Source organism: Vibrio quintilis (genome assembly GCF_024529975.1).
Lineage (GTDB): Bacteria > Pseudomonadota > Gammaproteobacteria > Enterobacterales > Vibrionaceae > Vibrio > Vibrio quintilis.
On record NZ_AP024897.1, the window covers coordinates 2,583,488 to 2,596,395 of the forward strand.

11 protein-coding genes are annotated in these 12,908 nt (G+C 47.4%); 5 read left to right on the plus strand and 6 right to left on the minus strand.

The features are described 5' to 3' along the window. Window positions 1–82: 82 nt before the first annotated feature. Both OC443_RS11875 and OC443_RS11880 read left to right on the plus strand, forming a co-directional pair. Entirely contained in the window at window positions 83–1,666 is a 1,584-nt protein-coding gene (locus OC443_RS11875; protein WP_073579820.1) for an ATP-binding protein, read from the plus strand. Further along, on the plus strand, window positions 1,656–2,369 hold the full coding sequence (locus OC443_RS11880) for a response regulator (RefSeq protein WP_073579821.1): 714 nt from the start codon (window positions 1,656–1,658) through the stop codon (window positions 2,367–2,369). The genes OC443_RS11875 and OC443_RS11880 overlap by 11 nt, the downstream gene beginning before the upstream one ends. Window positions 2,370–2,404: 35 nt before the next feature. On the opposite strand, the gene OC443_RS11885 is transcribed toward OC443_RS11880, so the two are convergent. The 5 genes from OC443_RS11885 to nagE form a co-directional block, all read right to left on the minus strand. Further along, the gene (locus OC443_RS11885) at window positions 2,405–3,766 is read right to left on the minus strand and encodes a TRAP transporter large permease (protein WP_073579822.1); all 1,362 of its coding nucleotides are present in this window, start codon (window positions 3,764–3,766) and stop codon (window positions 2,405–2,407) included. A gap of 5 nt (window positions 3,767–3,771) precedes the next feature. After that, window positions 3,772–4,446 carry a TRAP transporter small permease gene (locus OC443_RS11890; protein ID WP_073579823.1) on the minus strand — a complete coding sequence of 225 codons (675 nt, stop codon included), beginning with the start codon at window positions 4,444–4,446 and terminating at the stop codon, window positions 3,772–3,774. Window positions 4,447–4,518: 72 nt separating this feature from the next. After that, complete coding sequence (locus OC443_RS11895; RefSeq protein ID WP_073579824.1) at window positions 4,519–5,520, minus strand: TRAP transporter substrate-binding protein; 1,002 nt, start codon at window positions 5,518–5,520, stop codon at window positions 4,519–4,521. Between the two features lie 233 nt (window positions 5,521–5,753). Beyond that, entirely contained in the window at window positions 5,754–7,223 is a 1,470-nt protein-coding gene (locus tag OC443_RS11900) for a protein adenylyltransferase SelO (RefSeq protein ID WP_073579825.1), read from the minus strand. Between the two features lie 157 nt (window positions 7,224–7,380). Then, window positions 7,381–8,880: an N-acetylglucosamine-specific PTS transporter subunit IIBC gene (gene nagE / locus OC443_RS11905; protein WP_073579871.1), complete on the minus strand. Its 1,500-nt coding sequence runs from the start codon at window positions 8,878–8,880 to the stop codon at window positions 7,381–7,383. A gap of 185 nt (window positions 8,881–9,065) precedes the next feature. On the opposite strand from nagE, the gene nagB reads away from it, so the two are divergent. From nagB to OC443_RS11920, 3 genes are read left to right on the plus strand one after another with little or no spacing between them, the layout of a single operon-like run. Then, complete coding sequence (gene nagB / locus OC443_RS11910) at window positions 9,066–9,878, plus strand: glucosamine-6-phosphate deaminase (RefSeq protein WP_073579826.1); 813 nt, start codon at window positions 9,066–9,068, stop codon at window positions 9,876–9,878. Continuing rightward, complete coding sequence (nagA, locus tag OC443_RS11915; protein WP_073579827.1) at window positions 9,878–11,029, plus strand: N-acetylglucosamine-6-phosphate deacetylase; 1,152 nt, start codon at window positions 9,878–9,880, stop codon at window positions 11,027–11,029. The genes nagB and nagA overlap by 1 nt, the downstream gene beginning before the upstream one ends. Before the next feature lie 4 nt (window positions 11,030–11,033). Then, window positions 11,034–12,245: an ROK family protein gene (locus OC443_RS11920; protein ID WP_073579828.1), complete on the plus strand. Its 1,212-nt coding sequence runs from the start codon at window positions 11,034–11,036 to the stop codon at window positions 12,243–12,245. A gap of 4 nt (window positions 12,246–12,249) precedes the next feature. Here the strand turns inward: OC443_RS11920 and OC443_RS11925 are convergent, their stop codons facing one another. Then, on the minus strand, window positions 12,250–12,906 hold the full coding sequence (locus OC443_RS11925) for a LysE family translocator (protein ID WP_262021673.1): 657 nt from the start codon (window positions 12,904–12,906) through the stop codon (window positions 12,250–12,252). Window positions 12,907–12,908 lie beyond the last annotated feature (2 nt).

A 12,908-nucleotide genomic window follows, 5' to 3' on the forward strand; every position in this document is an offset into this window, starting at 1 on the left:
TACCCGCAATCAATCAGATAAAAATAAGCAATCAAAGTTATATTAACGCGATAGCATAAACTAAAGGCAATCAAGAAAGAAGATGGAATTCAGAGGACGTATTTTTTTAATCCAGTCAGTTATCGCATTCATCATCGCACTCTTTTTTATTGTGACCACCATCCTCGCCATTGAAAAAGTGATAACGAACGATAAATTTCATGAGACACGAAATCTGGCTTCCTTTATAGCAAGTAATCCAACCATTCAAAAAGCAGTTGAAAAGCAGGATACATCAGCCTTTGATCAAGTGTTACGCGGCCAGAAAAATTTTGATGTTGATTTAATCGTTATCGCCTCAACCACCGGAGAACGTCTGTTTCATACCGAAGAAGACAATGAAGGCGGCTTTACGCATAACCCTGGTTTCCAAAAAGCCTTGCAAGGTGAGACAGTGACTGAAATCCAGCGGGGTCTGACCGGGTTAGCCATTAAGAGCCGGGTTCCGGTTTATGCATCGGGTAAAGTGATTGGTGTCGTGACTGTCGGTTTTTGGGAATCTCACGTCCAGATCATGGTCACCCATTATATTGAGCAGGCGATTGTGGCAACGCTGGTGATGCTGATTCTGATGCTTTATGGCTCCAGTATCTTCAGTAACTATATTCAACGCCAGCTTTCAGGGATGACGCCGGAACAAATCGCCCGGGCTTATCAGCTGCGCAAAGGCATTCTCAATAGTGTCGCTGAGGGCATGATTGCCGTTGATCCTCAGGGCATCATCATGATCATTAACCGTCAGGCGGTTGACCTGCTCGGTATCGAATGGCCGAATCATAAATTGTTTGGCACGCATATCAGCCAGGCCTGCTACCCTTATGACTTTTTCATGCCTCAAACCGAAGAACAACTGGGTGAAACGACGATTAATGTCAACGGCGAAACATTTCTGGCTTCCAGAACCATGATGAAAGATGAAGAAAAGCTGATTGGTTACGTCATCAGCTTCCGCCGCCGGGATACTTCGGCGATGTTACAACTGATGGCCAGACAAGCTGAAAAAGAGCGGGACGGGCTGCGGGTCATCACCCATGAATATGCCAATAACATGGCGGTTGTATCCGGTATGCTGGAAATGGGGTTTTATCAGAAAGCCAGAGAGTTTATCCATAAAGAAAACAGCGGATTGCAAACAGAAATATCAAGGCTGACCAATGACTTCCATCCGACAATAGCTGCACTGATTCTGGGTAAAAAACGCAAAGCGAATGAACTGGGATTCAATTTGACGATCGTGGACGGTTCAGCCCTTTCTTTGAAAGAGATATTGCTCACTGCCGATGAAGTCGCAGCAATCATCGGCAACCTGCTGGATAATGCCTTTGAAGCTATCTCAAAAACTGAAAGAAAAGGCAACATTGAGCTGTTTGCCACCGATTCAGGCAAAGAATTAATTATAGAAGTTTCAGATAATGGCATCGGTATCGCAGATGAAGATAAAGATTCCATTTTTGTCAGTGGGTTTACCAGCAAGAATATCAATCCTTCGATGCATGGTGTTGGCCTTGCATTGATTTACAGCCTGACCGAAAAAGCCCAGGGAGAGATTGTGGTCGAGGATAATGACCCGGACGGTACGGTGTTTAGTTTGTTTATACCTAAGTCAGGAGAAAAAAATGAGCAATAAAATCAGAACACTCGTTGTTGAAGACAAACTGGAACTTGCAGAAATGGTTGGCGCATATATAGAAAAAAATCCCTATTATGAGCTTGTCGGTATCGCCTCAAATTTAGCCGATGCCCGGTTTATGCATAACACACTCCGGCCGGAGCTGATCATCCTTGACAATTACCTGCCCGATGGTTCAGGGATTGACTGGCTGAGACGATTACGTTCAGAGCAATCCCAGAATGTTGATGTGATTATGATGACAGCCGCCGTTGATGCGCAAACCGTCACCTCCGGTATTCGCCTTGGTGCCTTTGATTATCTGATTAAGCCCCTTGCTCTGACTTCATTTAATGACGTATTGCATCGTTTCAGAGATTATCACCGGACCATTTCTTCAAAAACCAGATTTAAGCAGTCGGAAATTAACCGGGTTTACGGGGTCAGACGCGATCCCAAAGTGATTGATGAACTTCCTAAAAACATTGATCCAATCACATTGCAGCGGGTTATGGGCGAATTTGAAAATAACCAGATTCAGACTTCTGACTCGATCGGCAAACAAATCGGGGTGAGTAAAACAACGGCAAGACGCTATCTGGAATACGCAGTCACGATGGGTTTTTTAGAGGCGAACATTAATCATGGCAGTATCGGCAGGCCGACCCGCCAGTACACAAAAAATATGAAAGAATATAATGAACCTCAGGCGCAGCGGTGAGAGGCTACAGCCTCTCACCTCAACAATGACTGATTTTATCTGGTGATAATTTCAGGCCCCATCAGCCAGTTTGGCAACGCTGTAGACACTGCAGGTACATAAGTGACGATGAGTAAGAACAGGAACATTACAGCCACCCAGGGTAATGCGGCTTTCACGACCTGAATCATCGACATCCTGGCAACCCCGGCGGTGACAAACAGATTCAATCCGACCGGCGGCGTAATCATCCCTATTTCCATGTTCACCACCATCATGATCCCCAGATGAATCGGATCGATGCCAAGCTGAATCGCAATCGGGAAAACCAGTGGCGCCACAATAATCAACAACCCTGAGGGTTCCATAAACTGCCCGCCAATCAGCAACAGCAGGTTCACGACAATCAGGAAAGCAATCGGCCCAAGTCCGGCAGACAGCATCGATTCCGTGATCATCTGCGGCACCCGCTCTTCCGTGAGCACATGTTTAAGAATCAATGCATTAGCAATGATAAATAACAGCATGATCGTCAGCTTACCGGCTTCACATAATGTCTTCTTGGTATCCGGGTGAACAAAGGTCTGACATATTTTGACCAACACCGGCAAACGGTTCTCTTTATCCGCGAATGGCCCCATGTCTTTGTAGATAAAATTCGCAATAAAAAAGGAGTAAACCGCTGCAACTGCCGCAGCTTCTGTCGGCGTGAAAATCCCGCCGTAAATCCCGCCGAGAATAATCACTATCAGGAATAGTCCCCAAACGGCATCGCGCGCTGATGCCAGAAGTTCACCCCAGCCGACAAATGGCTGTTTCGGAAGATTCTTGACCCGGGCTGCAATATAAATGGCAATCATCAGCATGACGCCCGCCAGAATACCGGGAATGACCCCGCCTAAGAACATCCGGCCGACAGAAACATCTGTCGCTGCAGCATAAACAACCATCACAATAGAAGGCGGAATTAAGATACCCAGTGTACCTGCGTTACAAATCACCCCGGCGGCAAACTCTCTTGAGTAGCCATTCTTCACCATACCTGCAATCACAATTCCGCCGATGGCAACCACCGTCGCCGGAGAGGAACCGGATAACGCTGCAAACATCATACAGGCCATGACAGAAGCCATCGCCAGACCACCACGGAACCAGCCGACAACCGCAATGGCAAAACGAATGATTCTTTTCGCCACACCACCGGTCGACATAAAACTGGAAGCCAGAATGAAAAACGGAATCGCTAACAGTGTGTAGTGACCGGCAAACGCATTAAACAAAGTCTGCGCAACCGATGCGAGCGAGGCATCCGAGTGCAACAATAAAAACACAATACTGGATAAACCCAGTGACACAGCAATCGGCACCCCGAATAACATCAGACCGATGACCATTAAGAAAAGAAAAAAGACTGCCATAATGATTACTCCTTCCGGTCTGATGTCTGGTGATGCGATGCCTGTCCGTGCTCTTCCTGCATGACCCCGGCTTTTAACGCATCTAAGTCTTCTTCAGCTTCATGACCGGAAATCAAGCGATCCATCTTACCGGTGATCACCTGATAAGCCGCCTGAGCAAAGCGAATCGTTAACAACCCCATTCCCAAAGGCAAAGCCATATACGGAATAAAGCGGGGAAGCTTTTCATAGGCTTCACCTTCATTGAACCAGTCCGCTAAAAACTGCAGCATGTCCGGCATCGGAATGTCGTCAGTCTCGTACCAGGCACGCTCGGTAATAAATGGATACCAATAGTTCCACGAACCGATCAGGAGCAAAACCGCAAATGCCAGACAACCGGAAACCGAAATCAGCGCAAATAGCTTTCTCATTCCCTGTGGTGCCATGTTGATCACCACATCCACCCCGATATGGAAATGCTTTTTCACTCCATATGAGGCACCAACCAACACCATCCAGGCAAACATAAACACCGTCAGTTCCAGTGCCCAAAGGATGTTATCATTAAATACATAGCGAAAGATCACGTTAGCAAATGTCAGTAACGTCATCGACCCGAGAAAAAAGGCAATCAGAAATTCTTCCACGAAATCGGTGAATTTACCGGCCTTTGAAACAAAAGAAGTCCATCCCATCATTTGTTCACTCTTGTTGTTCTGAACAGGAAGCACCCGACAGGCGGGTGCTCATTCATCGGTTAAACAGAATCATTACTGATTGGATTTCAGGGCAGCTTCGATTAAGTCTGAGCCCACATTTTTCTCAAATTTTTTCCAGACAGGCTTCAGCGTATCAACCCACTTCTGACGCTGTTCAGGCGTTAAAGTGCGTACGACACCACCGGCATCGATGATATTCTGCTTATTCACCAGATTCACTTTGGTGGATTCAGCATTACGCAGTTGAGTCACTTCTTCCAGAATCTGCGCAAACTGAGTCCGGACATCATCGGGTAACCCCTGCCAGAACTTAGTCGATGTCACAACCAGATAATCCAGTACACCATGATTGGTTTCAGTAATACCGTCCTGAACTTCAAAGAACTTTTTGCCGTAGATATTGGACCAGGTGTTTTCCTGCCCATCGATAACTTTTGTCTGAAGTCCGCCGTATACTTCTTTGAATGACATTTTCTGCGGATTCGCGCCTAACTGCTCAAACTGAGCCACCAGTACATCAGAAGCCTGTACGCGGAATTTGAGACCCTTCGCATCTTCTGGCTCCAGCAACGGTTTATTTGCCGACAGTTGCTTCATCCCGTTATGCCAGAATGCTAACCCCTGAAGTCCGCGACGCTTCATCGCATTTTTCAGCTTTTCACCCGAAGCAGAGTTCTGGAAACGGTCGACGGCATCAATGTCTTCAAACAGGAAAGGAAAATCAAACAGGCGATACTTTTTGGTGAATTTCTCAAATTTTGACAAAGAAGGGGCTGCGAGCTGAACATCACCATTCAGTAGTGCTTCAAGCACTTTATTATCATCGTATAAGGTTGAGTTAGGGAAAACCTGCATACAGGCTTTACCATTCATTTCCTCATTTACCCGTTTTTCAAGCAATGAAGCCGCGATGCCTTTCGGGTGTTTATCCGTATTGGTGACGTGACTGAATTTAATCACGATCTCACCCGGATCACAGGCAGACGATGCATTGGCATTCAGCGCAGAAAGCGCAAGTACAGAGGTTGTGAGCAGAGTCAAAGGCTTAATCATTTAATGTTCTCCTTATTATTTACAGAATACATTCTTCGCATTCATGACATTAACAAGGCAATAAATAAGCCAGACTATTAATATTTTTATAACATTGCAGTAACAACAATAACTTGAAGATAAAATGATGAAAAAATAATCTGTATATTATTTCATCAACCCTGTGTTTATGGGTGGATATCCACCCATAAAATTCTGACAAATGTGTCATTAACAGCCAATTTGTTAAAAAATTATGAAGAACAGGTTAAAACCATGCCTTTACCCCACTCTGGCGGTGCCAGCGCATAGTGTTCATACTCCGGGTGTTCATCAAATGGCTCACGTAAAACAGAGGCCAGCTGGTGTAACGGGGAAAAATCACCCTGTTCAGCCGCATCAATCACTTGCTGTGCCAGATAATTACGCAAAATAAACTTAGGGTTAACCTGTCTCATTTGCTCACAGCGGGATACAGCTGGAACTGCGGTGCCGGTTTCATCCACATTCTTGTCACAACGGCGCTGATACTGTTCCAGCCAGGATGTCACAACCAGATGATCAGAAAATAATCCGGTAACCTCATCAGCAGAAGCGTTATCCAGCAAAGATAGCTGCCTGAAAAACAGTGTGTAATCAACCTTTTCTGCCGCCATTAATCCAAGAATGTCATGACACAGTTCACTGTCTCCGTCCTGCTGACCATATAAACCGAACCTGCGGCGAATCAAGCGGCTGTAGGCCTGATTCAACAGTGATTCATAATTATCCAGCACCTGCTCCAGCGCCGGTTTTTCCACCAAAGGAGTTAAGGCCTGAGCGAGTGCGGTAAGATTCCACAAACCGATGCCCGGCTGCATATCAAATGCATAGCGGCCCTGATAATCAGAGTGATTACAGATGAAGTGCGGATCATAACCGTCCAGAAAACCAAACGGTCCATAATCAAAAGTCTGGCCGAGAACCGACATATTGTCTGTATTCATCACGCCATGCGCAAAACCATACGCCTGCCAGAAAGCAATCATCTCAGCAGTTAAGAATGTGATTTTCTCAAACATTCCCAGATAAGCATTGTCATGCGCTGACACCTGTGGGAAGTACCATTCAATCACTTTATCCGCCAGTAAACGCAGCTCACCCAGCTGTCCGGTATAGAAAAAATGTTCAAAATGACCGAAGCGGATATGGGTTTCCGCCAGCCGGATTAACATCGCGCCGGTTTCAGCGCTTTCCCGGAATACCGGTGAATCACTGGTCATGAACCCTAAAGCACGGGTGGTCGGCCCGCCAAGGGCATGCATTGCCTCACTGCACAGATATTCACGAATCGTCGATCGTAATACGGCTCTGCCATCTCCCATTCTTGAATAAGGTGTCCGGCCGGAACCTTTAATATGCATATCAAAACAGCGGCCTTGTTGATCGGTAATTTCTCCGAGCAACAATCCTCTGCCATCCCCCAGATCCGGGTTATAAACACCAAACTGATGTCCCGCATATTTCATCGCGATCGGATTAAGCTGAGGTGGTATGTCGACACCGGAAAAAGCATGAAGCAGAGTGTCATCAGGGGTTTCCGGAAGTCCCAGCGAACGGGCAAGTGATGAGTTCCAGCTCCCCCACCGGCACTGCGTCAGAGGATCGGGCTGTATTTTTGTATAAAATGATGCAGGTAATTGTGCATAGCGATGGCTGATTTTCAGCTGTTGCCAGAAAGACATGATTCTTTCCATATCCGGTATATTTAGCTTAACCGTACCAAATACCCGACAAACTTACTAGGTTATATTATCCGTAACCCCGGAACAGAATCTGAGGCGCCATATCTGACGCCTCAGGACTGTCTCAGAAAAACAACCCAAAGACAATTGCTGTCATTCAGACCCGTTTTCCTTTCATCACACCTGCAATAATTTCGGCCTGAGGCCCCAGAACAATCTGCAGATCCTGTTGATTCAGTTTTACAATACCACTGGCACCCAGCGCCTTGATCTGTGATTCATCAACTTTACTGATATCCTGCACTTTCAGCCGAAGCCGGGTAATACAGGCATCAATTTGCGTCAGATTATCAAAACCACCCAGGGCTTCGGTGTACTGCGCTGCCAGCGACTGTATATCCTCCGGTGCTTTCACCTGACCAGTCTGGCTCTGTTGTTCTTTTTCTCTGCCCGGTGTCGGAATATCAAACCACTTGATTGCAAAGTAAAAGATACAGAAATAAACCACACTGAAACACAGACCAACAACAATCAGCAAACCAGGTTTTGTTGCCAGTCCCCAGTTAATGACAAAGTCAAACAGCCCGGCAGAGAAGCCGAATCCATCGAGAATGCCCAGAGAATTAGTCACGACCAGAGAAAGACCGGTCAATAAAGCATGAATGATGTACAACACCGGGGCCAGAAACATAAACATGAATTCCAGCGGCTCTGTCACTCCGGTCAGAAATGCCGTTAACGCAACCGAAAACAGGATACCACCGACCTGAGCCCGGCGACCTTTGGGTGCTGCCAGATACATGGCAAAAGCAGCCCCTGGCAAGCCAAACATCATGATCGGGAAAAAGCCAGTCATGAACACTCCGGCATTTGGATCGCCGGCAAAGAAACGATGCAGGTCACCCCGGGTTACCTGTGCAGCAATTTCTTTAATCATCGATCCATCAACACCGGGCACACTGCCGCCGACAATCAGAGATTTTGCGACATCAGGTGCCAGACAGACATTATTCAGCGTGTTCGCGACTTCATAAGTCACCTTGGTACAATCACCCAGACCAAACCAGAAAATAGAATTTAAAATGTGATGTAGTCCGACCGGGATCAGTGCCCGGTTGAGTGTGCCGTAGGTAAACTGCCCCAAAGCACCAGCGTTGGCCACGCCATGCCCGAAAGCATCAATCGCATTCTGTACCGGTGGCCAAACAACCCCCGCAATGCCCGCAAGCACCAGCGTGAATAAACCCGTCATAATCGGAACCAACCGTTTTCCGCCAAAAAAGGCCAGATAGTTGGGTAATGTGGTTTGATGGAAACGGTTATAGACATGCCCGGCCACCACCCCGGCAATAATCCCGCCAAAGAAAGACATATTTATATCGGCATTGATGGTCTTCGCTGCCTCCGTGAGAACAAAATATCCGATGGCACCGGCCAGCCCGGCAGCACCGGCATCATCCTCTGATAAGCCAACCGCAATCCCTATCGCAAATAAGAGAGGAAGCTGACCAAATATTGCCCCTCCGGCCTGTGCCATAAAGGCAATATTCAACATATCCGGCTGCCCTGATCTCAACAGAATTGCAGCAACAGGTAAAATCGCAATCGGCAGCATAATCGCTTTACCGAGCTTTTGCAGATATCCCAGTACGTTCATTGCATCCTCCATTAAATTTTTCGTACATCGACTATCATCTTAATTCATCCTTTGAACTAATAGCGATTATTTATGTCACAAAAATAATTATTTTGCAAAAAAAATGCACAATTATATTGAACGTACGCCGATGTTTATTCAATATATAAAATAAGTAATTTGTAAAAATTTGCCGGAGAAAGAGAATGAGATTATTACCACTGAAAAATCCCGGACAGGCCGGTTTATGGACCGCAAACTATATTGCTGACAAAATTAATGCATTTCAGCCAACGGCTGAACGTCCATTCGTTTTAGGACTACCGACCGGGAGCACGCCCCTGCCAACCTATCATGCCCTGATTGAGCTGTTCCGTCAGAAGAAGGTCAGTTTCCGGCATGTTGTCACATTTAACATGGATGAATATGTCGGCATATCCGCCTCGCATCCACAGAGCTACCATCATTTTATGTTTGAAAATTTCTTCAGGCACATTGATATTCCTGTCGAAAACATCAATATACTGGATGGAACAGCCGAAGATCTGGCAGCTGAATGTGCTGCCTATGAAGAAAAAATAAGGACATCCGGTGGTATTCACCTGTTTCTCGGCGGTGTTGGCAGTGACGGCCATATTGCTTTTAATGAACCGGCATCTTCACTTGCTTCCCGGACCCGGATCAAAACGCTGACACAGGAAACCAGAATCGCGAATGCCCGTTTTTTTGACAATGATATCCATTCAGTTCCCGAACTGGCCCTGACGGTTGGTGTCGGTACATTACTGGATGCAAAAGAAATTTTAATTCTCGCCACAGGTATTCATAAAGCAACCGCTGTTCAGGCGGGTGTTGAAGGCTGTGTCAATCACTTATGGACGGTTTCTGCACTGCAGCTTCACCCCCGCAGCATTATCATTTGCGATGAACCCGCAACGATGGAACTGAAAGTCAAAACCCTGCGTTACTTTCAGCAGCTTGAGGCCGGAGAGATTAATCAATTTGAAGGAATAGAATAATGTACGCGCTTTATCATTGTGAGCTTCTGACCGGCTATCAAAAGCTCACTGATACCGCTGTCATCATTGATGACGGAAAAATCCATTCACTGGTCAAAGAGTCTGAACTTCCGGATAATATTGAGCGATTTGATTTAAACGGGAACAGACTGACCGCCGGGTTTATTGATCTGCAACTCAACGGCTGTGGTGGCGTGATGTTTAACACCGCACCCACCGCTGACACACTGGCACATATGCATCAGACCAACCTGAAAACCGGCACAACCAGCTTTCTGCCGACATTAATCAGTGATACGGATGACATCATTTATCAGGCTGTCGACGCAACCCGCATTTATATGAGTCAGCATCAGCATCAGGTACTGGGGGTGCATCTTGAAGGGCCATTTACCAATCCGGTCAGAAAAGGCATTCATCCGGAACAACAGCTCAGACAGCCCAATGATCAGATGATTCAGTGGCTGGCGGAACAGGCACCGTGGCTGAAAAAAGTCACACTGGCCCCGGAAGTCAATCAGGATAGTCATATCCGCCGGTTGTGTGATGCCGGGATCACAGTCAGCCTCGGTCACTCGGCTGCCACTTATGAACAGGCCATGGCTGGTTTTGACCAGGGCATCACCTTTGCGACCCACCTGTTTAACGCCATGACTTCAATCGCAAACGGACGCAGCCCCGGCGTTGTCGGCGCAGTATTTGACCGGGAGAACATCTATGCCGGAATCATTGCCGATGGCTGTCATGTTCACTGGTCAAACATCAGAATGGCTAAAAAAATCATGGGCTCCCGGCTCTGTCTGGTGACCGATGCCACTGCTGCTGCCACGCCACCACCCGGCCTGACACAGTTTGATTTCTGTGGCACGCCTGTATTCCTTGAAAACGGTCAGTGTGTTGATGAAAATGGCACTCTCGGTGGATCAGCACTCACCATGAATCAAGGGATCAAACTGCTGGTTGAACAGGCAGGCATCGCACAGGAAGAAGCCTTCCGGATGGCAACACTTTATCCGGCTCGCGCAATTGGCATGGATCACTTGATTGGGGCGATGCAGCCGGGTATGGTAGCCAATCTGACAATCACCGATCCACAATATCAGGTGGTTAACACCATCGTTAACGGCCAGTGGACTAACCAAAACATGTGAGAGAATGGCAAAGCGTAAAGAGCGGGTCACCAACCATGAGCAACTGAAACTGGTCAATGCCGCACTGGTCTACCAGCTGATTGATTTAGATGGCCCGGTGTCCCGGGTCAGTATTGCTCAGCGAAGCGCGCTGGCACCTGCCAGCGTGACCAATATCACCCGCCAGTTACTTGATCACCATTTAATCAGCGAAGTCGCCCAACAGGCTTCCACCGGTGGACGCCCGGCCATCTCACTGACAACCCAAAAGAGCAGTTTTCATTTTGTGTCCTGTCGCCTTGGGCGGGATATGATTCAGTGCGCAGCGATGGATCTGTCAGGGCAGAGTCTCTTCGAGCAGCAGACGGACATAGAGGAACATGACAAGCAGGGGATTGTTCACACACTGTTTGAGCAAATTCAGCAAATCATTGATCGTTTTCCCCAAAAACGTTTTATTGCCATTGCCGTTACGATGGCTGGTTTGGTTGACCCGGCATCCGGTATTATTCATTACTCACCAAACCATAGTATTTCAGGTCTGAAGCTCTCCGAGGTTTTAAAAGATTTTTCATTACCGGTCTACATCGGCAACGACATCAGAGCACGGGCGTTATCAGAGTTTTATCTCGGTGCTGCACAACAGTGTGATGATTTTATTCTGGTCAGTATTCACAATGGTGTGGGTGCCGGTATTATCTCTGACGGGCAGCTATTGCTCGGCAAACACCGGCCGGTCGGGGAAATCGGCCATGTGCAAATCGATCCGTTCGGTAAGCAGTGTCACTGTGGAAGTTTTGGCTGCCTTGAAACCGTGGTGTCCAATCCGGCCATCATTGAGCAAACCCGTGAATTACTGGAGCGCGGCCACCCGAGTTGTTTAGCAGCAGAACCTTTGACGATTGAGTCCATCTGCCATGCTGCAACTCAGGGCGATGCCGTTGCAACTCACATCATGGAACAGGCTGCCAAATCTCTGGGACAGGTACTGGGGATGCTGGTGAATGTATTTAATCCGGAAAAGATTCTGCTCTCCGGTGAAATAGCCCAGAGCAGCCCGGTGTTGTTCCCACTACTGATGCAGCAAATCAAGCGCCAGACGCTGCCGAGTTTTTCAGGTAACCTGACACTGGATCGCGCCACATTCCAGCATCAGGATACCATCGGTGGCTACGCGCTGATTAAACGCGCTTTACACGAGAGCGATTTACTCCGGCACATTATGCAGGCTCAATAATCCCTCACACACCAACCAAGAGAAACACAGCCATCAGGCAGAGCACCCCACCGGCAATTTGCTCAATCCGGTGAATTTTCCTGCTCAGCAGATGCTGGACCCGCGAGTGACCCAGAAAAGAAGCCACCGCCAAATCCCAGATCAGCACAACACCGACCATCCAGACACCACAGAAAATCTGCTGCGCGGCTGAAACATCCCTGCCGAGAATCACCGTCATTAAGCTCATATAAAACAAGGAATTCTTCGGGTTCAGTAATGCAGATGCAAGGCCAAGAAAAAATTGTTTCCCCTTTGAAACCCGATCTTCACTGACGGTATGCCAGTTTAAATCTCTCTGCCGGCTCCTGAGTAAATGATATCCAATATAAAGCAGATAAGCCGCCCCGGCCCACTGAATTATCAGAAACAACGCATGATTATCCTTCATGATCTGCCAGCCCCCAATCACCAATGCAATGTAAACCGCATTCCCACTGGCAATGCCGAAACAAATCAGTGCACTCCCCGCCAGCCGGTAGCGGATGGCATAACCGGTAATTAAAAAGAAATCAGGGCCAGGAGAAAGCAACGCCATAAAATGGGCAAGGGCCAGCAGGAAGAAAGCCGGAGGAATCAGGGACGACAACATGCGCAATATCTCTTTACTTTTCTGTTTCAAAG

Bases quoted from the DNA above. Each gene is read 5' to 3' on its own strand.
- OC443_RS11885 (WP_073579822.1), bottom strand. From the start codon at position 3,766: ATGGCAGTCTTTTTTCTTTTCTTAATGGTCATCGGTCTGATGTTATTC.
- OC443_RS11880 (WP_073579821.1), top strand. From the start codon at position 1,656: ATGAGCAATAAAATCAGAACACTCGTTGTTGAAGACAAACTGGAACTT.
- nagE (WP_073579871.1), bottom strand. From the start codon at position 8,880: ATGAACGTACTGGGATATCTGCAAAAGCTCGGTAAAGCGATTATGCTG.
- OC443_RS11895 (WP_073579824.1), bottom strand. From the start codon at position 5,520: ATGATTAAGCCTTTGACTCTGCTCACAACCTCTGTACTTGCGCTTTCT.
- nagB (WP_073579826.1), top strand. From the start codon at position 9,066: ATGAGATTATTACCACTGAAAAATCCCGGACAGGCCGGTTTATGGACC.
- nagA (WP_073579827.1), top strand. From the start codon at position 9,878: ATGTACGCGCTTTATCATTGTGAGCTTCTGACCGGCTATCAAAAGCTC.
- OC443_RS11920 (WP_073579828.1), top strand. From the start codon at position 11,034: ATGGCAAAGCGTAAAGAGCGGGTCACCAACCATGAGCAACTGAAACTG.
- OC443_RS11900 (WP_073579825.1), bottom strand. From the start codon at position 7,223: ATGTCTTTCTGGCAACAGCTGAAAATCAGCCATCGCTATGCACAATTA.
- OC443_RS11890 (WP_073579823.1), bottom strand. From the start codon at position 4,446: ATGATGGGATGGACTTCTTTTGTTTCAAAGGCCGGTAAATTCACCGAT.
- OC443_RS11875 (WP_073579820.1), top strand. From the start codon at position 83: ATGGAATTCAGAGGACGTATTTTTTTAATCCAGTCAGTTATCGCATTC.